The organism is Yersinia alsatica, from assembly GCF_902170305.1.
Taxonomy (GTDB): Bacteria; Pseudomonadota; Gammaproteobacteria; order Enterobacterales; family Enterobacteriaceae; genus Yersinia; species Yersinia alsatica.
The window spans coordinates 298,547-322,607 of sequence record NZ_CABHWW010000009.1 but is presented as its reverse complement, the minus strand read 5'-3'; the positions used below and the strand labels follow the sequence as shown (position 1 = coordinate 322,607).

The window sequence follows — 24,061 nt, the reverse complement described above, 5'->3', positions numbered from 1 at the left end:
CCGATGAAAGCAATCATTGTTGAAGATGAGTTTCTGGCTCAAGAAGAGTTAAGTTACCTGATCCGCCAGCACAGCAGTATTACCATCGAAGCCACTTTTGAAGATGGGTTGGATGTGCTTAAATATCTGCAAAATCATCAGGTTGATGCTATTTTTCTCGATATTAATATTCCATCGCTTGATGGTGTATTGCTGGCGCAAAATATCAGCAAATTTACTCATAAACCTTATATTATCTTTATTACAGCCTACAAAGAGCACGCGGTAGAAGCCTTTGAAATTGAAGCTTTTGATTATATTTTAAAGCCTTACCATGAGTCGCGCATTGTCACGATGCTGCAAAAACTGGAAGCACTGCATAAACGTGACCGCCAGAATAAAGAACAAATCAGCAGCCCTAGCCAGCGTTCTGCCGCCCATACCATCAATCTGATGAAAGATGAGCGCATTATTGTCACTGATATCAATGACATTTATTATGCCGCGGCGCAGGAGAAGGTCACGCTGGTCTATACCCGGCGCGAAGAGTTCATCATGCCGATGAATATCACTGAATTTTGTAATCGCCTGCCTGAAGAGTACTTTTTTCGCTGCCACCGCTCCTATTGTGTGAATTTAGCCAAAATTCGTGAAATCGTCCCCTGGTTTAACAATACTTATATCCTGCGACTCAGTGATTTGGACTTTGAAGTCCCGGTCAGTCGCAGCAAGATAAAAGAGTTCAGGCAATTGATGCGGCTTTAAATGCATTTCATTCCAGCTGGAATGCAGCTCATTCCCCTTTCGATCTATAGCTATTAGCCCGCCCGTATACTGGCTTCATTCGGCGGGCTGATAACACCTCAAGACAAGATGTTCGGTGCTCCATCAGCGCGTAATTTTTGGCAAACCGACGCTATTGCAACCCACAGCTAGATCCGCAATAGCTCAATTCGGGCCACATGCATTGATGTTTAAGGAGTCCGGCATGAGCAGTAAACCGGTAAATCGTTGGCTAATTGTTGTTGGTACCATCATTGTCCAGATGGGTTTAGGCACTATTTATACTTGGAGTTTATTTAATCAGCCTCTGGGAGAGAAATTCAGTTGGTCATTGGGGGCCGTCGCCACCACCTTCTCAATCACCAGTTTCTCTTTGGCGATTGCCACTCTGTTTGCTGGCCGCCTACAAGAACGTATTGGTATTCGTAAACTGACATTGATTTCCGGCATTATTCTCGGCCTTGGCCTGATTGCCAGCTCTTTTGCCACGTCATTGGGTATGATTTATCTGCTGGCGGGCATTGTGGTCGGTTTTGCTGACGGCACCGCCTACATCACCACCCTGTCGAATCTGATTAAATGGTTCCCAGAACGTAAGGGATTGATTTCAGGTATCTCTGTTGGGGCATTTGGTACTGGTAGCCTGCTATTCAAATATGTGAATGCCAGCTTGATCGCCAATCAGGGTGTATCACTGGCCTTCTTCTACTGGGGCATTATTGTGATGGTGCTGGTCGGCGCTGGCTCTTTCCTGCTGCGAGAAAAAATTGTCGCCCCGCAAACGGCTAACAGCCTGCAACTGGCAAGTGCTGGACGTGATTTTAGTGTCAAAGAGATGCTGGCAGTCAAAGAGTCTTACTTCCTGTTTATCATCTTCTTCACTGCATGTATGAGTGGCTTATATCTGATTGGTATCGTGAAAGACTTAGGGGTACAGCTGGCAGAGATGGACTTAGCTACCGCAGCCAATACCGTGTCGGCCATCGCCATATTTAACACTGCCGGGCGCATTATCTTGGGTGCCTTATCCGATAAAGTGGGCCGCCTGCGGGTCATCAGCTTTACCTTACTGGTCACTACCTTGGCAGTATCGGTACTGAGTTTTGTGCCGCTAACACATGCTTTATTCTTCCTGTGTGTTGGGGCGATTGCTTTCTGTTTCGGCGGCAACATCACGGTGTTCCCGGCTATCGTTGGCGACTTCTTTGGTCTGAAAAATCACAGCAAAAACTACGGGATTATCTATCAAGGCTTTGGTTTGGGTGCACTGGCGGGTTCATTTATTGCCGCGCGTTTAGGCGGTTATCACGCAACCTTTATCGTTATTGCGGTGTTATCAGTGATTTCCCTGTTATTGACTCTCATCATTAAGCCGCCAAAAGGCGCTGCTACCGAGACAGAAACGACATCAACTGCCCCAGCAGGCGTGACGGCCAGCAGCCATGCATAATAGTCCTTAGCTGAAACGCCCCCATAACTAACACAACTCAGCCAGAGTATGTAAAGTATGGGGGTCTTTTTGTACCATTCTAATCAGTAAGATAGCCTGTTTATTCGGTTTAGCGCGACCTTGTTCCCAGTTCTGGTAAGAGGCACAAAAAAGCAGAACCAAGGCTCTGCTTTTTTTATCAAGTAATATAAGAACTTATACCCAAAGTCATTGCCAATGAGTGTGCTCAAGGAGTGAGAGTCGCTAACCCCTTGAGGTTCAAGTTCCAAGGGCTAAAGTTCATGCCCTAACTTCTGACGCAAATAAGCACCAGCACCCAGCAAGCCGGGCTGCTGATGCGTAATCATATAGACTGGGATATCCTGCAAGAAATCTTTGAAACGCCCTTTATCTTCAAAAGCACCACGGAAACCAGATGCTTTAAAAAACTCCATAAAGCGCGGCACGATGCCACCAGCAATATAAACACCACCAAAAGTACTGAGATTCAATGCCAGGTTGCCGCCAAAGCGCCCCATAATCACACAGAACAGCGATAATGCCCGGCGACAGTCAGTGCAGCTATCCGCCAAAGCACGCTCAGTCACATCTTTAGGGGCCAGATTCTCTGGCAGACGCCCATCGGAAATCACAATCGCCCGATATAAATTGACTAAACCCGGCCCGGAAAGGACTCGCTCAGCGGAGACATGGCCCAGTTCTTGCCGTAATACAGCCAGAATTCGGTCCTCTTCTTCGCTATTGGGGGCGAAATCCACATGACCACCTTCGCCCGGCAAGCTTATCCAACGGCGATCAACATTCACTAAATGCGCCACTCCCAACCCAGTACCGGCACCATAGACCGCAACCGGTTTACCCGGCTGGGGCGACGTGCCGCCAAATTGCAGCACATCTTGCTCAGAGAGCATCGGGATCGCCATTGAGACTGCCGTAAAATCATTGATAATTTCCAGATGACTCAGCCCCAGGCTCTGTTGCATTGCTGCAATAGAAAATGCCCAAGTGTGGTTGGTCATCGCCACCCAATCCCCAGTAATCGGGCAGGCAATCGCGATACAGGCATCCGTGACTGTAACCTTATGCTCCGACAAATATTGCTTGATCACATCTTCCAGACTGTCATATTCCAGTCCTGAATATGTTTTTGCTTGTGATATCTCGCCCGTCGTCACAGCGCAGAGCGCCAAACGGGCATTAGTGCCGCCAACGTCACCCACCAGGGCATAGCTTGTCATCAGAAACTTCTCCGTTACAGGGATGCTTAACTTCAACTATGCCCACTGTAAAATCAGGTTGGGGAAACAACAATCTCAATGCTGTAAACCCTTTCGCTTTGCGATAAAGATCACAAAAAAACGTTTCAGCACAGGCAAATTAATGCGAACTGCGCCCTTTATCTGCTGCTGGAGTCAATGTGTTTGGCTGACGGGAACGAATAATTCGCATCCGCAAACTGTCATAAGCCCAGTTGTAGCAGACGGTATAAGGCAGGAAGAACAGGAAGAAACCGATCTCCAGCACAAAGGCCTGTAACAGCGAAACTCCCAGCACAAAAGCAGCGATTGGCAAACCAATCAGGATAAAGCCACTTTCAAAACCCAAGGCATGAAGTACCCGCACCCAAGCGGTTTTCGCCACGCGGCTCACAGGCCAGAAGTAATCAAATAAGCTGTTGTAAATAATATTCCACAGCATCGCGACCGAAGAAAGAATAATGGCCAATGTCCCCATTTGCAGGATTGGGCGATCCAGCAGCCATGCCGCGACAGGGGCAGAAATGGCAACCGCAATCACTTCAAAACCAACAGCATGGATAATCCGCTCAGAAAAAGATCTATGATGAACTTGCATAAAACACCTACTCAATTAATCAATAACATATCGTTGGTGGTGATTATCATCGTTTTTTAAGATAGATTAAAATTAGAACCCATCGATAAAATAGATAGTTTATGCACTATTCCCCTGAAGCATTGATTGCGTTTGTTGAAGCTGCGGCGCTCGGCTCTTTCTCCGCCGCTGCCCGCAAATTACGTAAAAGTCAGTCAACCATCAGCACCGCCATCGCCAATCTGGAGGCTGATTTAGGGTTAACCCTGTTTGACCGGCAAGCGCGACAGCCAGTGTTAACTGACCACGGGCGTCGTGTGCTGTCTCATGTGCAGGAGATTTTAGCCGCCAGCGAACGGCTGGACAGCCTGTCAATCCGCTTGGCAGGTCAGGTTGAAACTCGGCTGACTTTTGTGCTATCCGACACCTATCAGCCCACACACCACGAGACCTTACTGCGCCGTTTTGAGCAGCGTTATCCTGATATTGAATTTGAATGTTTAATTGCCGAAGATGACGATGTCATTGACCTGCTACAACTGCGGCGGGCACACATTGGCGTGGTAGAAGTCCAGCAACACTACCCACCGGATATTGCTGCCAGCCGGTTAGCGGCTCAGACAGAAATGGCTATATTTGTGCAATCGGAGCATCCACTGGCGCAGTTACCCCAAGTCCGCCCTGAACAACTGGCCACCACCCGCCAATTACGGCTCAATACCTACAACCGCACCGAGCGCAATCAGTCACAAGGGCTGATGTGGTCAGCACCGAGCTATTTAATGCTACTGGAAATGGCAGAGCAAGGTTTCGGCTGGGCCATTTTACCGCGCTGGTTGGTTGAACAATACAGCCATAAGAAACTGGTGGCCCTGTCGACGGTAGGCTGGCCGAAGATGATCTCGATTGATGCCGTTTGGTCGAAAAAAAGCCCACCGGGCCCGGCAGGCTATTGGTTACTGGATCAATTGACTGGCAAAATCTAGTTAGCTGAAATACCACGCCTATCGCAGAGCCGGTCATCATCAAACTGCGGTATTACGTGCCTGAAGAGATTTAGCCACATTATTAAGGAGCTCAGGAGTATCCATTTTCGGCAATATCACCTCAATAAAAGCCAACTGATCAATATTCTCGATTTGTGCCAATACCTGTTGCAATTGATCGACCTGCGTCACAGTACGTGTAAAGGATTGTTTACCCTTACCGAAAGCTTGTGGCAGTTGCGCCCAATTCCACTCGGCAATATCGTTATAGCGCTGCTCAGGCCCATTGATTATCCGCTCAACGGTATACCCTTGGTTATTCAAAAGAAAAATAATAGGGTTCAGCCCATCACGCAGCATTGACCCCAGCTCTTGTATCGTCAATTGCGCCGCGCCATCCCCCAACAGCAATATCATCCGTCGTTGTGGTTGTGCTACTTGAGCACCATAGGTCGCAGGTAAACAAAAACCGATAGACCCCCATAATGACTGAGCGAAAAACGAACATCCTGTAGGTAAGATCAGGGTTGCCGCACCAAAACATGAAGTGCCCTGATCAGTCACTAAAACATCATTCGGGCGTAGAAAATGTTGTATGTGATACCAGAATGCTTGTTGATTCAAAATGTTATCTTTTGGTGCCGCCAACACTGGAGGAGTTATAACCGGATGTTGCCATTCATCTTGTAGGGATTTACATAATTCATGTAGTGCCGCTACCGCTGCGGCCATTGGAATCTGGCTGAACACTTTTAGCCCAATGCGCGCCAGATTCGGCTGGATATCAATGCAATTATCCTGAGTAATTCTCTGGCTGAATCCCGCAGTAATGGTATCGACAAACCACACACCGACGGTGATAAGAACCTCCGCCTCTTCAATATATTCTTTGACTGTGGCATGACTGGCCGCACCCGCGTAGGTCCCGATGAACATCGGATGCGTTTCATCCAACACCCCTTTGCCCATTAGTAGCGTTGCGTGTGGCAAATTGGTTTCTGCCATCCACTGATTCAAAGCTTGCTGGGCGCCAAAACGGTCAACCAGAAAATCAGCTAACAGGGCCACCCGGTGTGCCGATTGTAATTTCTCACGGGCAGCATCAATAAATTCCTGTAATGATGTCTGCGATAAGATAGGCCGCGGTAGGGATAATGCTCCAGAATGTCTGGCGACATCCGCCTGTGCAACATCGGCGGGGAGTTGGAGATAAACAGGACGCCGCTGGCATAGCGCGGCCACCAGCAATCTATCAATTTCAGCCGTCGCATTCTCGGCGGTTAAACTGGCTTGCGCACAGCTGACGACTTGCGCCATGCGCGAGAAATGTCCGAAATCGCCATCTCCTAATGAGTGATGCAGTAATTCTCCGGCTTTTTGCGCACGTAACGCCGGAGTGCCAACAATATGAATAACAGGAAGATATTCAGCGAAACTCCCGGCTATTCCATTAATAGCGCTTAATTCACCAACCCCGGTGACAGTCAATAACGCCGCCGCAGGCATGACCCGAGCATACCCATCTGCGGCATAGGCAGCATTAAGCTCATTAGCACATCCCATCCATTCTATAACTGGATGATTAATAACATGATCGAGAAAATGAAGGTTAAAATCACCAGGTACACCGAACAGGTGCCGAATGCCCACTTCTGCTAAACGGTCCAGTAAATAGTCTGCCACTTTATAGCTGCTTACCATATCCACACCATCCTTAATGCTTATAATAGTGGAATAAGTATTAAGCAAAACATAAATAGATCTAATGTTTTTAAATTATTAATTAGCGCACACTGTAATTATTTACTGACATTCCCTACTCGGCGGCTGACATCATCTGATAAGACCAGAAAATAACGTGATCCCACGACATTACGTCAGTGATGAAAACGCATACACTAAAGTGTCGTTTACTCTCACCAATAAGGGTCATCATGGTCTACCAGGCAGCCTCCTCGCGCTATCAGGAAATGGAATATCATCGTTGTGGTCGTAGTGGATTATTGCTCCCAGCTATATCTCTTGGCTTATGGCATAACTTTGGTGATAGCACTCTGTATGAAAATAGCCGCAACCTGATTCATCGAGCTTTTGATCATGGCATTACTCATTTTGATTTAGCCAACAACTATGGCCCACCGCCGGGCTCAGCCGAACTAAACTTTGGCCGTATCCTACAACAAGACTTGCGCCCTTATCGCGATGAGCTAATTATCTCTTCCAAAGCAGGCTATACCATGTGGCCCGGCCCCTATGGTGACTGGGGTTCTAAAAAATATCTGGTGGCCAGTATCAATCAAAGCTTGCAACGGATGGGGCTGGATTACGTCGATATCTTCTACCATCACCGTCCTGACCCGAATACACCATTGGAAGAAACCATGGCGGCACTGGATCTATTAGTCCGCCAAGGTAAAGCACTGTATATCGGCCTATCTAACTATCCGGCAGCACAAATGCGGCAGGCTTGTGAAATTCTGGCGCAACTGGGGACTCCGTGCCTGATTCATCAACCCAAATACTCAATGTTTGAGCGTTGGATTGAAGCCGATTTGCAGGATACGCTGGATGAGTATGGTGTGGGGTCCATTGCCTTTTCCCCACTCGCGGGGGGGTTATTGACCGATCGCTATTTAGCGGGTATCCCGCTGGACTCGCGAGCAGCCAGTGACAGTAAATTCCTTAATCCCGAGCAACTTACGGCGGAGAAACTGGCTAAAGTACGCCAATTGAACGAACTGGCGTTAGATCGTGGACAGAAGCTGTCGCAGATGTCTTTAGCTTGGGTGTTGCGTGGCGGAAGGGTGACATCCGCCCTGATTGGGGCCAGTAAAGTCAGCCAAATCGATGATGCAGTCGGCATGCTGGCAAATACTGAATTCAGTGAAGCTGAAATAAAAATTATTGAAGATATTTTGGTGTAAACGTTTCCTTTTCCATCCCCAGACAGGGGATCCGTCCCCTGTTGATGACCTTTCACCACTCTCTTATCATTCTCACAGATAATTCTGAAATCCTTATTTTACAGTTTTATCCGAATCCCAGCAGCGACGACACTGTTTAAGATACGGTCATAGCCATAAGGCCAAATAAGGATGAATAATGTTAAAAGCGGCCATGTTGAAGCTGAGTGTTGTAAGACCGAGAAGAATAAAACCCCTGTTGCTGATCACTATATTAGCCTGGTTCCCCCTCATTCCCATGGCAAACGCTGAGAGTATTGAGTTACTGCCTAGTGTTTCATTACACATTGGTGAACAAGATCGCAGTGGTAATTATTGGGATGGTTATGACTGGCGCGATCGGCAATGGTGGCAAAACCATCAGGGGCGAGATTTAGGTGAGCGTAATCGTCATGGTCATTACTGGGATGGCCATCGCTGGCAAGAGAGAGACTGGTGGAGAAAGAACTATTATTACCACGAGGGTCGCTACTGGAAATATGACAAGCACGCGAGAAAACACCATCGCGGCCACGGTAAAGGTCATGACCATCATCATGACTAAGCGATAATGATGTCTTGGCGGGTAACGAACCCTCACCCGCCTTATTATTCAATTATCTATGATTAAAGCAAACTGATCAGTAAGTAAGCATTGAGTCCAACCACAACCAGAACGATGAGTTTCCCCAAAATCTGAATCAATTTTGAGTTAACCATATCCCCCATTAATTCTTTATTGCCGGTAAAGGCTAACAGCGGCACCAACGCCAGCGCGATACCAAAACTCAGCAATACCTGACTCATTACCAGTATCCGCGTGGCATCCATCCCCGCCAAAATGACGATAAAGGAAGGCAGCATGGTGACCGTGCGGCGTACCCAAATTGGAATATAAAAACGGACAAAGCCCTGCATAACCACTTGCCCGGCTAATGTCCCGACCACAGTGGATGACAGCCCCGCAGCAACCAAACTTAAACCAAATATAGTCGCCGCAGCATTGCCTAACAGCGGTTGCAACGTCAAATAGGCTTGTTCAATTTCAGCAATACTGCCGTAGCCGTTGAAATGAAAAGCCGCAGCGGCTGTCGCCATCATCGCCAAATTCACAAACCCGGCAATCGTCATCGCAATTGCCACATCTAGCTTGGTCGAAGCATAGCGATCGGCTTTAGAGTTTTCGCCTGCGGTTTGGGTTAATGATGAATGCAGATAGATAACATGCGGCATAATAGTGGCCCCCAACACCCCGGCAGCTAAAAACACTGCATCCCGATTAGGCAGGTCAGGCACCAGCATTCCCCGCCCCAGCGCGGCAAATTCAGGGCGAGAAAAGATAAGTTCAACAATATAGGCCGCAGCCACAAATAACAGCAGCCCACCAATCACCAGTTCGAGAGGCTTTTGTCCGCGTTTTTGCAGCATAAGAATGAGAAAAGTCGCAATGCCGGTCAGCACTGCCCCTTCTAACAGGGTCACTCCCAATAACAATTTGAACCCAATCGCCGCCCCAATAAACTCAGCCAGATCAGTGGCCATCGCGATGATTTCGGCTTGCACCCAATAAGCCCATACCGCTGGGCGGGGGAAACGATCACGGATGTGCTCAGCCAGATTTTTACCCGTCGCAATACCGAGCTTGGCAGAAAGTAATTGGATAAGCATGGCCATGATGTTGGCCCAAACGACCACCCATAATAAGGTGTAGCCGAATGAAGCACCCGCCTGAATATTGGTCGCGAAGTTGCCGGGATCGATATAGCCGATGGCTGCGATAAAAGCAGGCCCCATCAGGGAGAGCTTAATCCTCCTTGATGTACGACGGGTTGTATCGACGGCACGACTATTCAACATTCAGTATTACCCTTGGGAAATTTGCGTCTATTCTCTTATCACCAATAATAGTTAAATGATAATAATTATCAAGCGCATTTAGAGCGACAAAACTTATCTCTCTGATAGCTAATACCGTATAAATTGCCGTACAGTAATCGTTAGCAGTTTGTTTCTGAAAAATCCGGCTAAATGTTGCGTCACAATTTCCCAGACTAACAGCTACAATTATCCAAACTAGCATAGTTAAACTACCTTTGTAGCATATTATTAACATGCTATTTTTTGTGATCAACCCCACTAATTTGTTTGCATTTATGAAAGTGAATTTCTATATTTGCAGCCTACGTCTCGTTTTTAATGTAGCCGTTACATAAAATGTCCACGAAAATCTAGCCTGCCTCAAATTTGGAGCACACATGTCCCATATACTGCAGTTTGCGTTGGCCTTAGTCGTGGTGGCCATATTAGCTCTGGCGATCTGTAAGGATCGTAAAAGCATCCGCATTCGGTTTGTTATTCAATTGCTGGTTATTGAAGTTTTGTTGGCGTACTTCTTCCTCCATTCAGAAGCTGGATTAGGTTTTGTGAAAGGATTCGCCGGTCTGTTCGACAAATTACTTGGGTTTGCCGCTACCGGTACCGATTTTGTCTTCGGCAATATGGGGGATAAAGGCCTCGCCTTCTTCTTCTTAAGAGTGCTGTGCCCTATCGTCTTTATTTCTGCCTTGATTGGTATTTTGCAATACATCAAAGTGCTGCCAGTGGTTATCCGTATCATTGGTACTTTACTGTCCAAGGTGAACGGCATGGGCAAGTTGGAATCTTTCAACGCCGTCAGTTCATTGATTCTGGGCCAGTCTGAAAACTTCATCGCTTATAAAGACATTTTGGGCAAAATGTCTGAAAAACGCATGTACACCATGGCAGCAACAGCAATGTCGACAGTTTCCATGTCAATTGTTGGTGCTTATATGTCAATGCTGGATGCGAAGTTTGTGGTTGCGGCTCTGGTGCTTAACATGTTCAGCACCTTTATCGTGTTGTCGTTAATCAACCCGTATAAAGCCGATGATGAAGAAGAATTGCAGCTCAGTAACCTGCATGAAGGCCAAAGCTTCTTTGAAATGCTGGGTGAATACATCCTGGCCGGTTTCAAAGTGGCCATTATCGTTGCGGCGATGTTGATTGGTTTCATCGCATTGATTGCTGCGGTAAATGCTTTGTTCAGCCTGCTGTTCGGTATTAGCTTCCAGGGGATCTTGGGTTATGTCTTCTTCCCGTTTGCCTGGGTTATGGGCGTTCCTGCTCATGAAGCCTTGCAAGTCGGTAGTATCATGGCAACCAAACTGGTTTCTAACGAATTCGTGGCGATGATGGACTTGCAGAAAGTCGCATCTGAACTGTCTCCACGCAGTGTGGGTATTCTATCGGTATTCTTGGTTTCATTCGCGAACTTCTCTTCCATCGGTATCGTAGCCGGTGCGATTAAAGGCTTGAATGAGCATCAAGGTAATGTGGTTTCTCGCTTTGGTCTGAAACTGCTGTACGGCTCTACACTGGTCAGCGTGCTGTCCGCTTCGATCGCGGGTCTGGTACTCTAATCACTAGAAAACAATCACGAAAAGGCGCTACGGCGCCTTTTTTTATGTCTGCAATTTCAACTCGCAGAATTCCCCAAAGTCATTGGCGTTGCAGCAAGGCAGCAAGCGAGCAAGTCCCGATGAGCTGACTCCAGTCAGTGACTCGGGCGCGCGAGTACCGCTAACACCGCTGCAGCGTCAAGGACAAAGGGGAATTACCAATCAATACCTTTCTGCGCCTTAATCCCAGCATCAAAAGCATGCTTAACTGGCCGTAACTCGCTAACGGTATCTGCCAAGGCGATGAGATCACGATGGCACGCCCGCCCGGTGATGATGACACTTTGGTTCTTGGGCCGATCTTTTAGCGCGGTAATGATTTCATCTAACGCCAAGTAGCCGTAGGTGACCATATAAGTCAATTCATCCAGAATCACGAGATGGTAAGACGGGTCGGATAACATGCGACAGCCTTGCTGCCATACTTTCTTTGCTGCTTGGGTATCGGCGGCTTTGTCTTGTGTATCCCAGGTGAAGCCGGTCTTCATAATATGAAACTCAACTCCATTGCGGCTGAGCAGGTTATATTCGCCGTTTTCCCATGTCCCTTTAATAAACTGAACCACCCCAACTTGCCGACCATGACCGACAGCTCTTGTTGCTGTACCAAAAGCTGCCGTGCTTTTTCCTTTACCATTGCCAGTAAATACAATGATGATGCCACCGGTTTTGGTGGCATCTGCAACGCGCGTCTCAACTTGTTCCTTTAGATGTTGTTGCCGCTGCTGATACCGTTCTTCGCTCATGGGATATCCTCGCGTAAAATCTATTGATTACAGCCAGCACATGCCTTCATCTGAATCTGGTCAAAGAATGAATTACCTTTGTCATCAAGCAAAATAAAGGCTGGGAAATTCTCAACGTCCATTTTCCATACCGCTTCCATTCCCAGTTCTGGGAACTCGATACATTCCAGACTTTTGATATATTCCTGCGCCAAAATAGCCGCAGAACCGCCGATGCTGCCTAAATAGAATCCACCGTGTTTCTGACAGGCTTCGGTGACCTGCTGGCTACGATTACCTTTTGCCAACATCACTAAACTGCCGCCATGGGATTGGAAAAGGTCAACATATAGATCCATACGCCCTCCAGTTGTTGGCCCCATTGAACCGGAAATAAACTCTTCTGGCTTTTTCGCTGGCCCCGCGTAATAGACCGGGTGATCTTTCATGTACTGCGGTAATTCCTCCCCCTGCTCCAGCCGCTCTTTTAATTTGGCGTGGACAATATCGCGAGCCACAATCAATGAACCATTAAGTGATACGCGGGTAGAAACAGGGTAACGAGAAAGCTGTCGACGAATTTCATCCATCGGTTGGTTAAGGTCGATATTAACCACCGTCCCTTCGTGATTAACTCGCATACTTTCGGGGATATATTGCTCAGGATGCCGCTCTAATTTCTCTAGCCATATCCCTTCTTTGTTTATTTTTGCTTTAATATTTCGGTCAGATGAACATGAAATTGCCATGCCTATCGGGCAGGAACCGCCATGGCGCGGTAAACGAATAACCCGAATATCATGAGCAAAATACTTTCCGCCAAACTGGGCACCTAAGCCAAACTCACGCGAGGCTTGAAGTAATTCGTGTTCCAGTTCAGTGTCGCGGAAAGCTTGCCCGTATTGGTTACCTTCGGTGGGCAGATTGTCATAATATTTAGTCGAAGCCAGCTTCGCCGTCTTTAACGTCAATTCAGCCGATGTTCCGCCAATCACAAATGCAATATGGTAAGGGGGGCATGCGGCAGTTCCTAACCCTCTCATTTTCTCAATTAAAAAAGCTTTTAGCTTTTTCGGTTCCAACAGCGCTTTTGTCTCTTGATACAGCGCGGCTTTATTTGCTGAACCGCCCCCTTTATTGACAAACAGGAAGGAATATTGCGCTCCAGGGGTAGAGAAAATATCAATTTGCGCTGGCAGGTTAGTTCCCGTATTCACTTCGGTATACATGTCCAGAGCAGCATTTTGCGAATGACGCAAATTATCGTCGCGGAAGGTGTTATAGATACCACGGGATAATGCTTGCGCATCATCGATATCCGTCCAAACGCGCTGGCCCTTTTTGGCAATAATAGTGGATGTGCCGGTATCTTGGCAGTTGGGTAAAATACCTTTAGCTGAAATTTCTGAGTTTCGTAATAGTTGGAGCGCGACATATTTGTCATTTTCGCTTGCTTGCGGGTCATGTAAAATAGCCGCAACTTGCTGTTGATGTGCTGGGCGCAGGAAAAACGAGGCATCATGGAAAGCTTGCTGAGATACCAATGTTAGGGCTTCAGGTTCAATTTTTAATATTTCTTTCCCATCAATTTCAATGGTAGAAACATACTTATTTGTTAATAAGTAATAATCTGTTTCATCTTCAGAAAGAGGGAATAGCTCTTGGTAAAAAAACTCTTTTTTATACATTATTTCCACTCTATTAGCCAAAAGGTAAATAGCAGGCAGAACTCACTAAACATTTATATTAAAAAATGGGTTAAGGGATAATATTTCCACATGCTATATGCATTACACCACCATTATTGATAGGATAAAATAAAAAGCAATTGTTCTATCTGCAACACATAGTGCTGATTGGTGAATAAGTATCTATAAAGGTACAAATTATATATATTCTCTTGAAATTCAGTTAACCCATGTCCTTTTTAGTTCTTCTTCTTTGGATTTTCCATGGACCCAGCGGCTAAATTTTTGCAAACTCCTTAATCCTCTTTTACCGTCTTTATAAGTCAGAACAAAATGGTTGCCCGTGCTCATTGGCAAGTCGCAAGGAATAACCATATCGCCATTTTCTAAATCTTTATGAATGGCAAAACGCGGTAATAACGCCACCCCAAGATTAGAGCGCACAGCTGAGATCAACATTGATAAAAGATCAAAACGTGGCCCCATGCGTACCTGTGGATTATTGACTCCCGAAAGTGCAAACCAATCATACCAAGAGTCTAAACGGGTCGTCTGATGCAGCAATGTGAACTCATCCATTAATTGTTCCGCACGCATCACCTTTTTGTCATCGCGCCACAACATACGGCTGCATACAGGTACCAGTTCTTCTTCAAATAGATGCTCATTTTCAGCCCAAGGGCTGCTGAAATCTTCACGCATAATCGCCGCATCATATTTCAGATTCAAAAAATCAGCGGGGGTAGTGAGTGCAATTAAATTAAGGACAATTTCTGGATGATTCTCGTGAAAATCGCTGAGATTTGGAATAAGCCAATGTGTACTAAATGTTGGTGTCACCGCCAGTTCTAGCACTTGCTGAGTAGACTGATAGGACATAATGCTTTGTGTATCTCGCTCCAATTGTTCCAAGGTGTCTCTGACTAAACCTAGATAATAGCGCCCGGCGTCATTGAGAAAAATCCGCTTACGTACATGATGAAACAATGAAACATTAAGTAACTCTTCCAGTGCCGTGATCTGGCGGAAAACGGCACTTTGTGTCAACGCCAGCTTCTCTGCGGCTCGCGTATAGCTTTCATATTGAGCAACTGCTTCAAATGTGACTAATAAGTCTGTTTTAGGAATTTTGCACCGCATTGTAACTCACCCATTATTTCATAAAACCATTGATTAGATAGCCTGCTATGCCTAGATATTTATATTAGATATTTAATGCTGATAGAAAGTTACTGCTGGATTTTATTTGGTTTTTAACATACACAAATTTATTTATATAAACACAGCCCTCGGCTGTTTTTGTGATAGCCCTCATAATTATCAATAACAAATGTAATATTGAAGTTAAAAAAACAAAGTAATGAATAAAAACATAATTAATGACAATGCAAAAAATTTAAATAATAAATTTCAAATAAAAATTAAATGTCATATATTCTGAAGAGTTCATTCCAAAAAATGATTAAATAATGAGAGCATGGTCAAGTAACTTATTTTCCTGTTCATGGATAATGAGGCCGCACTTAAATCATATTTTATTTTTACATGATATTTTTTGATGATTAATTTTAAAAAATCTTATGCCTTCTCTGCTATATAAAGGTTGCTCTAATGAGTATAGGAAAAGTGTTATTAGTAGGAGCGGGGCCAGGGGATGCATCATTAATCACCGTAAAAGGGCTACTAGCTATCCGTGAAGCCCAAGTTATCGTTCATGACCGTTTAGTTAATCTTGAGCTCATTGCTCAAGCACCCGCAAATTGCCAAATTATTAATGTCGGAAAAAACTCAAATCACCATCCAGTTCCGCAAGAACATATCAATCAAATTCTCATTGATCACGCTTTAGCCGGTAAAAATGTTGTGCGCCTTAAAGGGGGTGATCCCTATGTATTTGGCCGTGGGGGAGAAGAAGCTGAATGCCTGGCACAGCACAATATCCCGTTTGAAATCGTGCCGGGCATTAGCTCCTCCATCGGCGGATTAGCCTACGCGGGGATCCCGGTCACACACCGTCATTTTGCTTCCAGTTTTCATGTTGTCACCGGACATATGTGTCAGGGAAATGAACCACAGAATTGGAATGCACTGGCACAGTTAGATGGCACGCTGATCGTGCTGATGGGAATGAGCCGACAAGAAGAGATTTGCCAGCGACTGATTAAGGGGGGCAAGTCACCCGATACACCTGCCGCGGCGGTGATGTATGCCAGTCAGCAACAACAGGAAATAGCCAAAGGAACACTTAGCACGCTAAAAGATGAAATTGCGCGGAAAAAGATCCATGCTCCGGCGCTGCTGGTCATTGGAAATGTGGTTAATCTTAGTGATGTACTGGCTTTTACCTCTCATCCAATCGATATCAATCATGGGCCACTGTTGCAGGCAATATAATGTATTGTCTACAAAAGGATTTTTATTATCGGGATGCTGCTCATGGCTGAAGCCTACTGCCCTGCTTCCTGCGGTGAATTGCTCCAGGGATGGATTATGGGTGGAGAAAAGCTTATCTCCTGCCCAATAAATTGGTATAGCAAAGTGTCGGTTACCCAAGGAAAACCCGGCCGATGTGAGCGACCACGCATGCGCCAAATGGTTAAGCAAGTGTTAGTGCATTTTGGCCAATCACCGCGACTTGCCAACAATATTTGCATCGAATTTGAATCGACCATCCCTGTGGCAAAAGGGCTCGCCAGCAGTACCGCAGATATTGCCGCCGCCGCTGTTGCCACCACCCGGTTACTGGGACAATCACTGAGTGATGAATCACTGGCTAAACTCTGTGTGGCAATTGAGCCCACCGACAGCACCATATTTAAAGATCTCACCCTTTTTGATCACCAGACGGCACAAACTCGTCAGCCATTTCCCTGGCTACCTGACATCGACATTGTGCTATTAGAAAGCCCACAGACATTACTGACAGAAGAATTCCATCAGAGAAACCGCCATTCATCTCTGCTGAAACAAGCCCCCAATTTGGCTAAAGCGCTGCAACAGTTCCAGTTAGCGCATGAAAAACAGTGTTGTCATAAGCTTGGTGAAGCAACCACACTCAGTGCTATTGCCAGCCAGTCGGTGCTACCGAAGCCCAAGTTTCGTCAATTATTAGATCTTGTCGAGCACAGTGGTATATATGGTTTGAATGTTGCCCATAGTGGCAGCGTTATTGGGCTGCTATTTAACCATCGACAACATGATATTGAGTGTCTTCTCAGTGTGCTACAGCAAAAACAGTTAATTAAATATTATCCGCAGACACATTTAGTCAAGATGGTTGCTGGTGGAGTACGTTAATCAATGTAAGAAAAGAGTCACTATATCTTATAGTGGCTAATGTAACCTTTAGGATGAATAAGCACCATTTCATATTTAATGCAGCAAAATAAAAATATGAACCTCATCACAGTATGGGAATAAAAGGATAATCAAACATTGGTCACAGTTTCTCCATAAATATTATTTATTTTAAAAATAACATTCATACAATATCATTAACAAAATAAGATTGCTTATTTTATAACCTTGATTTTATTAGATTAAAAAACAATATTAGTGAGAATAAAAATAAAAAAAGTCACTTTTAATTTTTTATCAAGACATCCTGATAATAAATCAATTGTACTTTATTTATCTGAGAAGCACATTAAGCAGCAATAAAAACCCTAACAGAAAATGATCATTTTTTTGGCTAGAGGGAATGAAGCTCGTTATTAACCAATAAAAAATCACTCAGAAATAAAATAGTTTCGCGTAGGAAGTTAAATGCTTATTTGACTTCCCACCTACCAAACAAAATATATGGAACGTAATCTACATAGAGGGCTTAACATGCAAAACCCAACAATTGTTATTGGCGTCATTGGTGCTGATTGCCATGCTGTTGGTAATAAAGTGCTAGACCGAGTATTTACCATGCACAATTTTAACGTAATTAACCTCGGTGTGATGGTGAGTCAAGATGAATATATTGATGCCGCCATTGAAACCGGTGCTCAGGCCATTGTCATTTCCTCTATTTATGGACATGGTGAAGTCGACTGTATTGGCATGCGCGAGAACTGCGTTGAACGCGGAATAGGTGAAATATTGCTCTACGTCGGCGGGAATCTGGTTATTGGTAAACATGATTTTTCAGAGATTGAAACCAAATTTAAAGCGATGGGTTTCAACCGTGTCTTCGCACCAGACACGGATCTGGAATTAGTTTGTTCCCTTATGAAGCGCGATATTGACCATGTGATACAAACAGAGGAAACAGCTGAGGGCATGCAATGATCAGCGTTTCTATCGATATTGGCTCCACTTGGACCAAAGGAGCAGTGTTCGAGGTTGGGGATAATGACCAGATTGAAGTGAAAAACTATGCATTATCCCCCACGACACCACAACATTTAGCCGATGGGTTCTTTTCAGTCTTGAATAAGATCCTGAATGTGAGTGATGCCCGACCACTGTTGGCCTCTGGGAAGGTCAAAATTGATTACTCCTCTTCGGCTAAAGGGGGGCTTTCCGTTGCGGCTATTGGGTTGGTGCCCAATATTACCCTCGAGTCTGCCAAAGTTGCGGCGCACTCTGCCGGGGCCAAAGTGTCACAACATTTCTCCTATAACTTGAATAAATCAGATGTCCGAGCTTTGGAAACATCACCGCCAGATATCCTGCTATTTACCGGCGGTACTGATGGTGGCGACTGCAATCACGGCTTATTGAACGCCAAATTATTGGCTCAATCGGACCTTGAATGCGCCATTATTTATGCCGGAAATCGTGACCTGGATGATGATGTACAGGAGATCCTCGCTAATAAAGATTTAACCATTGTCGATAATGTTCTGCCCAATCTTGATAGCCCTAACCCTTATGGCGCGCGTAAAGCTATTTGTGACATCTTTCTGCACAAAATTGTGAAAGGGAAAGGTTTAGACGTCATCGTCAATCAAACCGGTGAAGAACCATTACCAACGCCTTATTCAGTCTTTGAATTAGTTCAGCAAATTCGCCTGCATGTCCCCGAGTGGGAAACATTTATGCTGATTGATATGGGAGGGGCAACGACAGATATTTATTCCTCCTATAACAATCACTTAATGCCTGACACCGTCATGCATGGCATCCCAGAACCGCTGATTAAGCGCACCGTAGAAGGCGATTTGGGCATGCGGGTTTCGGCCCTTAATGCAGGCGAAACCGGCATGCCAATGATTGAGCACTATTTCGCCCATCAACAGAGCAAAATTGCCGCTTTTCATGCCTATTTAAAACATATCACTGCACATCCCGGCTATTTACCGCGCACCGATGAAGAGTGCGTGTTTGACCAATTGCTGGCGGGGATTTGTGTCGGATATGCCTCTGAGCGCCATGCTGGCACCAAAACACAGGTCTGTACCTGTACTGGCAATGTTGACCTGCAACTTGGCCGTGATTTAAGTCTCGTGAAGAAAGTCATTGGCACCGGAGGATGGCTCTCCAGAGCAGAGTCATTCGATATCCATAACTGGCTGAAATATCGTGATTTTGATGATAAAGGCAAGCAAGTGCTGCTCCCCAACCAGTTTGAATATTACAGAGATACACAAGGTTTACTTCCCCTGCTCGCTAATGTCGCTCGTCGCTTTCCTAAAGCTGCCGCCCAGACTGGCGTTCGAATTTTGAACAAGTGAAAATTGGAGTCATGATGGAACTTCGAAACAAAAAAATATCTTTAGACGACTTTATGTCTGAGCGCTTTCAAGTATTAAAAACTTGGCACACCGGCAAGGATGTTGAGAATTTTGAGGATGGAGTCAAATACCAGCAAAGCATTCCTGAGGCAAAAAACTTTGCCCGGGCCCTGTTTGAAGCCGACCGCCAAGGGATCACGCTGAGCCAACCTCGTGCGGGAGTGGCCTTAATCGAAGAACATATCGAGCTATTAAAAACACTCCAAAAAGACTGCGATCTGTTACCGACCACCATCGATGCTTATACCCGCCTCAATCGCTATGAAGAGGCAGCGGTTGGTATCCAAAAATCTATCGAAGCGGGCACATCCAAGCTCAATGGGTTACCCGTGGTTAATCATGGCGTCACCGCCTGTCGCCGTATTACCGAAACTTTATCTAAACCACTGCAAATTCGCCACGGCACCCCCGATGCCCGCCTATTGGCCGAAATTGCCATGGCTAGCGGATTTACCAGCTATGAAGGTGGCGGTATCTCTTACAACATCCCCTATGCAAAACGTGTGACGCTGGAGAAATCCATTCGCGATTGGCAGTACTGTGACCGTTTGATTGGCGTATATGAAGAGCACGGAATTCGTATCAATCGCGAACCCTTTGGCCCATTAACCGGCACCTTAATCCCGCCTTTTGTTTCCCATGCTGTGGCCATTATTGAGGGGTTATTGGCTTTGGAACAGGGCGTGAAATCAATCACCGTCGGTTACGGCCAAGTGGGTAATGTGGTGCAAGATATTGCAGCTATCCGCTCTCTGCGCGAGTTAGCTGATGAATATTTCCATGCCAATGGCTATGAAAATTATGAGCTTAGCACGGTATTCCACCAGTGGATGGGGGGCTTCCCAGAGGACGAATCTCGTGCATTTGCGGTTATCTCTTGGGGAGCCGCTGTCGCGGGGATGGCCGGGGCTACCAAAGTTATCACTAAGAGCCCACATGAAGCCTATGGCATTCCAACAGCCGAGGCTAATGGTCAAGGTTTGAGAGCATCAAACCAAATGCTGAACATGGTGCGTGACCAAAAATTCCCGCCTTGTGTCGAAGTTGACCGCGAAATTGAGCTGATTAAACGTGAAGTCCGCGCGGTGATGAACAAAGTGCTGGAGCTAGGCCAAGGCGATATTGCTATCGGCACTGTCCGAGCCTTTGAAGCCGGGGTTCTTGATGTGCCTTTTGCGCCCGCGACCTGTAACTCCGGCAAGATGATGCCAATCCGTGATAACCACGGCGCTATCCGCGTGTTTGATCCCGGTTCCGTTCCACTGCCTAAAGATGTTTTGGCGCTCCACCATGATTTTGTTGCTGAGAGAGCCAAAGAAGAAGGCCGTACCCCGTCATTCCAAATGATTATTGACGATATTAACGCCGTATCCCACAGCAAATTAATAGGAAGACCATAATGAAAATCAAGCAAGTACTGTTCACTGCCGGTAATTCATCTTTCTACTTCGATGACCAGCAGGCAATAAAAAACGGCGCTAAATTGGATGGTTTTATCTATCAGGGCCAACCTGTAACTGATGGTTTCACCTCTATTCGTCAGGCTGGTGAATGTGTAAATATCCAATTAATTTTAGAGAATGGTGCCGTCGCAGTTGGCGACTGTGCAGCAGTACAATATTCCGGAGCTGGTGGCCGTGACCCTCTGTTTATTGCCGCCAACTTCGTTCCTTTCCTGGAAAAACATATCAAACCACTGCTGGAAGGGCGTGACATTAGTGAGTTTCGCCAAAATGCGCGCTTCTTTGATGAAGTGACGATTAATGGCAAGCAGCTGCATACCGCCATTCGTTATGGCCTGTCCCAAGCATTGCTGGACGCCACCGCATTAGCCACTGGCCGCTTAAAAGCGGAAGTGGTATGTGATGAGTGGCATCTACCGCTGGTGGCCCTGCCTATCCCGCTGTTCGGGCAAAGTGGCGACGATCGCTACATCGCCGTCGATAAAATGATCCTCAAAGGTGTCGATGTCCTGCCACACGGCCTTATCAATAATGTTGATGAAAAACTGGGGCGTAATGGGGAAAAACTGCGTGATTACGTGAGCTGGTTGGCTAAACGTGTGACTGACTTGCGGGTTGATCCCAATTACAAACCTAACTTACATATCGACGTTTACGGCACTATTGGCTTGATTTTCGATATGGACCCAATGCGGTGTGCCGAGTATATCGCCAGCTTACAGGAACAGGCCGGAGAGCTTGATTTGTATATCGAAGGGCCGGTGGATGCGGGGAATAAACCCGACCAAATTCGTCTGTTGACCGAAATCACCCGTAATCTGGAAAAACTCGGTTCTTCCGTCAAAATCGTGGCCGACGAATGGTGCAATACCTACCAAGATATCATCGATTTTACTGATGCGCGCAGCTGCCACATGGTGCAGATCAAAACCCCAGATCTGGGCAGTATCCACAACATTGTTGATGCCGTGCTTTACTGCAATAAAAAAGGTATGGAGGCCTATCAAGGCGGAACCTGTAACGAAACGGATATCAGCGCCCGTACCTGTGTGCATGTCGCTATTGCTTCCCGCCCAATGCGCATGCTCATCAAGCCGGGTATGGGCTTCGATGAAGGCATGAACATTGTGTTTAATGAGATGACTCGGACCATCGCACAACTGCAAGCAAAGGCGAATTGATATGTCTAAAACCTTTAAAATCCTCTCGCCAACAGCCATTCTGGGATATGGATTTCCCGAAGAGAGCTTTATGAAAGCGCTGGAGGAATCACCCGATTTAATCGCCGTTGATGCTGGTTCCTCCGATCCCGGCCCCCATTATCTGGGTTCCGGCAAACCTTTTACCGACCGGGCTGGGGTTAAACGGGATTTGCGTTACATGATAACGGCCGGTGTAAAACAAGGTATTCCTGTCGTCATAGGTACGGCAGGAGGTTCTGGCGCTGCACCACATCTGGAATGGTGTCGTCAGATCATTTTGGAAATTGCCCAAGAGGAATCACTGAGCTTTACCCTGGCGGTTATTCCAGCCGATGTGAGTAAAGAAGTGGTTCACGCTGCTCTTGATGCTGGCAAGATTCAGTCGCTGGACTTTGTGCCGGAACTCACCCATGAAGCTATTGATGCAACCACGTATATCGTGGCACAGATGGGGGTCGAGCCTTTCCAGGAGGCATTGCAAGCCGGGGCGCAAGTGGTGTTAGGCGGCCGAGCTTATGATCCTGCCTGCTTTGCCGCATTACCTATTATGAAGGGGTTCGATGAGGGTTTGGCCCTGCATTGTGGCAAGATTCTGGAGTGTGCCGCCATTGCCGCAACGCCAGGATCAGGTTCCGACTGTGCCATGGGTATTCTGGATGAAACTGGCTTTACTTTGAAGACTTTCAACGAAAAGCGCCAATTTACTGAAACCTCGGCAGCAGCACATACATTGTATGAGAAATCAGATCCTTACTTCTTACCCGGCCCCGGTGGTGTATTGAATCTGACCGCTTGCCAGTTTAAGGATGCGGGTAATGGCCAAGTTCGCGTTAGCGGCTCAGTGCATGAAAACACCCCCTATGCTGTGAAGTTAGAAGGGGCTCGCCCGGTGGGTTATCGCACGCTGAGCATTGCTGGCACCCGTGACGCCATTATGATTGCGGATATTGATAATATTTTGCTCGAAGTGCGCAAAAGTGTAGAGAAAAATCTGAGTATCGCGCCTGATTCGGTGCAACTCAATTTTCATCTGTATGGCAAAAATGGCGTCATGGGTAAAATGGAGCCGGAGCCAGATACCACATCTTATGAATTGGGTATTTTGCTTGATGTTGTCGCCCCTTCTCAAGCAATGGCAGACAGTATTTGCTCCCTCGCGCGCTCGACCTTGCTTCATTATGGTTATACCGGGCGAATTGCTACTGCCGGTAATTTAGCATTCCCCTTCTCGCCTTCTGATATTCGGGCAGGTCTGGTTTATGAATTTTCTATTTATCACTTAATGGAATATACACCAGAAATTGCATTTAAGTTTAAGCTGGAAAATATCACAGCAGAAGGAGTGATGGCATGAAAATGTCTATTATAGAATTGGCTCATGTCGTCAGATCAAAAAATGCGGGGCCATATGAATTAGTGTTGGATATTTTATTCAAGAATAAAAGCATTTATTCTAACATTAAAGAATCCGGCCAATTCCAAAAAGAGTTGATAGCCAATATTTATAAAGTCGAGCCTAAATTCGTCTCGCGTATTATTTGGTTTGATCCCGCCAATGCGGTAAAAATAGTGATGCCACGCCATCTGGTGTCAGGTGCCGTAGGTGATACCGATGTCTATGGTGCTCAACAACATGCACCATTATTAAAGCTCGAGTTCAATATTTAGTTTTTAATCAGCTGTAACGATAGAAAAACATCCGAATAGCCCGGTGCATTGTGCTGCCTGATGCACCGTTTTTTCTATAGAAAATAAAATACAACATCGGTGAAATTATTAAATATTTTATAAAAACAATGCCACCC

Annotated in this window: 21 protein-coding genes and 1 pseudogene; 14 read left to right on the top strand and 8 right to left on the bottom strand. The window is 46.0% G+C overall.

Translation table 11 applies throughout. From position 1 onward, the window contains the following. Positions 1 to 3 precede the first annotated feature (3 nt). Both FTA96_RS06240 and FTA96_RS06235 read left to right on the top strand, forming a co-directional pair. Positions 4 to 744 (top strand): LytR/AlgR family response regulator transcription factor, encoded by a 741-nt coding sequence (locus FTA96_RS06240; RefSeq protein WP_050109411.1) that lies wholly within the window; start codon positions 4 to 6, stop codon positions 742 to 744. Positions 745 to 967: 223 nt separating this feature from the next. Beyond that, positions 968 to 2,212 (top strand): L-lactate MFS transporter, encoded by a 1,245-nt coding sequence (locus FTA96_RS06235; protein WP_050120743.1) that lies wholly within the window; start codon positions 968 to 970, stop codon positions 2,210 to 2,212. 27 nt (positions 2,213 to 2,239) lie between these two features. Here FTA96_RS06235 and FTA96_RS23450 read toward each other — a convergent pair. The 3 genes and pseudogenes from FTA96_RS23450 to FTA96_RS06220 all read right to left on the bottom strand — a co-directional run. Continuing rightward, positions 2,240 to 2,353 (bottom strand): annotated as a pseudogene (locus FTA96_RS23450) (helix-turn-helix domain-containing protein); the annotation flags it as partial. 131 nt (positions 2,354 to 2,484) lie between these two features. Further along, positions 2,485 to 3,450, bottom strand: a complete 966-nt coding sequence (glk, locus tag FTA96_RS06225) for a glucokinase (protein WP_050109408.1) — start codon at positions 3,448 to 3,450, stop codon at positions 2,485 to 2,487. Positions 3,451 to 3,589: 139 nt separating this feature from the next. After that, the gene (locus FTA96_RS06220; RefSeq protein ID WP_050120740.1) at positions 3,590 to 4,066 is read right to left on the bottom strand and encodes a multidrug/biocide efflux PACE transporter; all 477 of its coding nucleotides are present in this window, start codon (positions 4,064 to 4,066) and stop codon (positions 3,590 to 3,592) included. A 101-nt stretch (positions 4,067 to 4,167) separates the two neighbouring features. Between FTA96_RS06220 and FTA96_RS06215 the strand changes: the two genes are divergently transcribed. Beyond that, positions 4,168 to 5,031 carry a LysR family transcriptional regulator gene (locus FTA96_RS06215; protein WP_050109403.1) on the top strand — a complete coding sequence of 288 codons (864 nt, stop codon included), beginning with the start codon at positions 4,168 to 4,170 and terminating at the stop codon, positions 5,029 to 5,031. Positions 5,032 to 5,070: 39 nt separating this feature from the next. Here the strand turns inward: FTA96_RS06215 and FTA96_RS06210 are convergent, their stop codons facing one another. After that, positions 5,071 to 6,732, bottom strand: coding sequence for an alpha-keto acid decarboxylase family protein (locus FTA96_RS06210; protein WP_145573366.1), 1,662 nt, complete (start codon positions 6,730 to 6,732; stop codon positions 5,071 to 5,073). Positions 6,733 to 6,965: 233 nt separating this feature from the next. Here FTA96_RS06210 and FTA96_RS06205 point away from each other — a divergent pair, with 233 nt between their 5' ends. Continuing rightward, positions 6,966 to 7,955: an aldo/keto reductase gene (locus tag FTA96_RS06205; RefSeq protein WP_050109400.1), complete on the top strand. Its 990-nt coding sequence runs from the start codon at positions 6,966 to 6,968 to the stop codon at positions 7,953 to 7,955. Positions 7,956 to 8,133: 178 nt separating this feature from the next. Beyond that, a complete protein-coding gene (locus FTA96_RS06200; RefSeq protein ID WP_050109397.1) occupies positions 8,134 to 8,538 on the top strand; it encodes a DUF2502 domain-containing protein in 405 nt (134 codons plus the stop codon). Between the two features lie 62 nt (positions 8,539 to 8,600). Here the strand turns inward: FTA96_RS06200 and FTA96_RS06195 are convergent, their stop codons facing one another. Then, a complete protein-coding gene (locus FTA96_RS06195) occupies positions 8,601 to 9,830 on the bottom strand; it encodes an Nramp family divalent metal transporter (RefSeq protein ID WP_050109392.1) in 1,230 nt (409 codons plus the stop codon). A gap of 398 nt (positions 9,831 to 10,228) precedes the next feature. Here FTA96_RS06195 and FTA96_RS06190 point away from each other — a divergent pair, with 398 nt between their 5' ends. After that, positions 10,229 to 11,413 carry a NupC/NupG family nucleoside CNT transporter gene (locus tag FTA96_RS06190; RefSeq protein ID WP_032911652.1) on the top strand — a complete coding sequence of 395 codons (1,185 nt, stop codon included), beginning with the start codon at positions 10,229 to 10,231 and terminating at the stop codon, positions 11,411 to 11,413. 194 nt (positions 11,414 to 11,607) lie between these two features. On the opposite strand, the gene cobO is transcribed toward FTA96_RS06190, so the two are convergent. From cobO to FTA96_RS06175, 3 genes are all read right to left on the bottom strand, one after another. Next, entirely contained in the window at positions 11,608 to 12,198 is a 591-nt protein-coding gene (cobO, locus tag FTA96_RS06185) for a cob(I)yrinic acid a,c-diamide adenosyltransferase (protein WP_134957430.1), read from the bottom strand. Between the two features lie 20 nt (positions 12,199 to 12,218). Then, positions 12,219 to 13,865 (bottom strand): fumarate hydratase, encoded by a 1,647-nt coding sequence (locus FTA96_RS06180; RefSeq protein ID WP_050109381.1) that lies wholly within the window; start codon positions 13,863 to 13,865, stop codon positions 12,219 to 12,221. 219 nt (positions 13,866 to 14,084) lie between these two features. Beyond that, positions 14,085 to 15,005, bottom strand: a complete 921-nt coding sequence (locus FTA96_RS06175; protein WP_050120730.1) for a LysR substrate-binding domain-containing protein — start codon at positions 15,003 to 15,005, stop codon at positions 14,085 to 14,087. Between the two features lie 471 nt (positions 15,006 to 15,476). On the opposite strand from FTA96_RS06175, the gene cobA reads away from it, so the two are divergent. From cobA to FTA96_RS06135, 8 genes are all read left to right on the top strand, one after another. Continuing rightward, a complete protein-coding gene (gene cobA / locus FTA96_RS06170; RefSeq protein WP_145573364.1) occupies positions 15,477 to 16,259 on the top strand; it encodes a uroporphyrinogen-III C-methyltransferase in 783 nt (260 codons plus the stop codon). 42 nt (positions 16,260 to 16,301) lie between these two features. Beyond that, complete coding sequence (locus FTA96_RS06165; protein ID WP_145573362.1) at positions 16,302 to 17,162, top strand: GHMP family kinase ATP-binding protein; 861 nt, start codon at positions 16,302 to 16,304, stop codon at positions 17,160 to 17,162. A gap of 534 nt (positions 17,163 to 17,696) precedes the next feature. Further along, positions 17,697 to 18,143 (top strand): methylaspartate mutase subunit S, encoded by a 447-nt coding sequence (glmS, locus tag FTA96_RS06160; RefSeq protein WP_050109378.1) that lies wholly within the window; start codon positions 17,697 to 17,699, stop codon positions 18,141 to 18,143. Beyond that, positions 18,140 to 19,531: a methylaspartate mutase accessory protein GlmL gene (gene glmL / locus FTA96_RS06155; RefSeq protein WP_050109377.1), complete on the top strand. Its 1,392-nt coding sequence runs from the start codon at positions 18,140 to 18,142 to the stop codon at positions 19,529 to 19,531. Before glmS ends, glmL begins: the two co-directional genes overlap by 4 nt. Positions 19,532 to 19,545: 14 nt before the next feature. Further along, positions 19,546 to 20,991, top strand: a complete 1,446-nt coding sequence (locus FTA96_RS06150) for a methylaspartate mutase subunit E (RefSeq protein WP_050109376.1) — start codon at positions 19,546 to 19,548, stop codon at positions 20,989 to 20,991. Then, a complete protein-coding gene (locus tag FTA96_RS06145) occupies positions 20,991 to 22,235 on the top strand; it encodes a methylaspartate ammonia-lyase (RefSeq protein ID WP_050109375.1) in 1,245 nt (414 codons plus the stop codon). Before FTA96_RS06150 ends, FTA96_RS06145 begins: the two co-directional genes overlap by 1 nt. Position 22,236: 1 nt before the next feature. Next, positions 22,237 to 23,610: an acyclic terpene utilization AtuA family protein gene (locus tag FTA96_RS06140; protein ID WP_050109374.1), complete on the top strand. Its 1,374-nt coding sequence runs from the start codon at positions 22,237 to 22,239 to the stop codon at positions 23,608 to 23,610. After that, on the top strand, positions 23,607 to 23,924 hold the full coding sequence (locus FTA96_RS06135) for a DUF4387 domain-containing protein (RefSeq protein ID WP_050109373.1): 318 nt from the start codon (positions 23,607 to 23,609) through the stop codon (positions 23,922 to 23,924). Before FTA96_RS06140 ends, FTA96_RS06135 begins: the two co-directional genes overlap by 4 nt. Positions 23,925 to 24,061 lie beyond the last annotated feature (137 nt).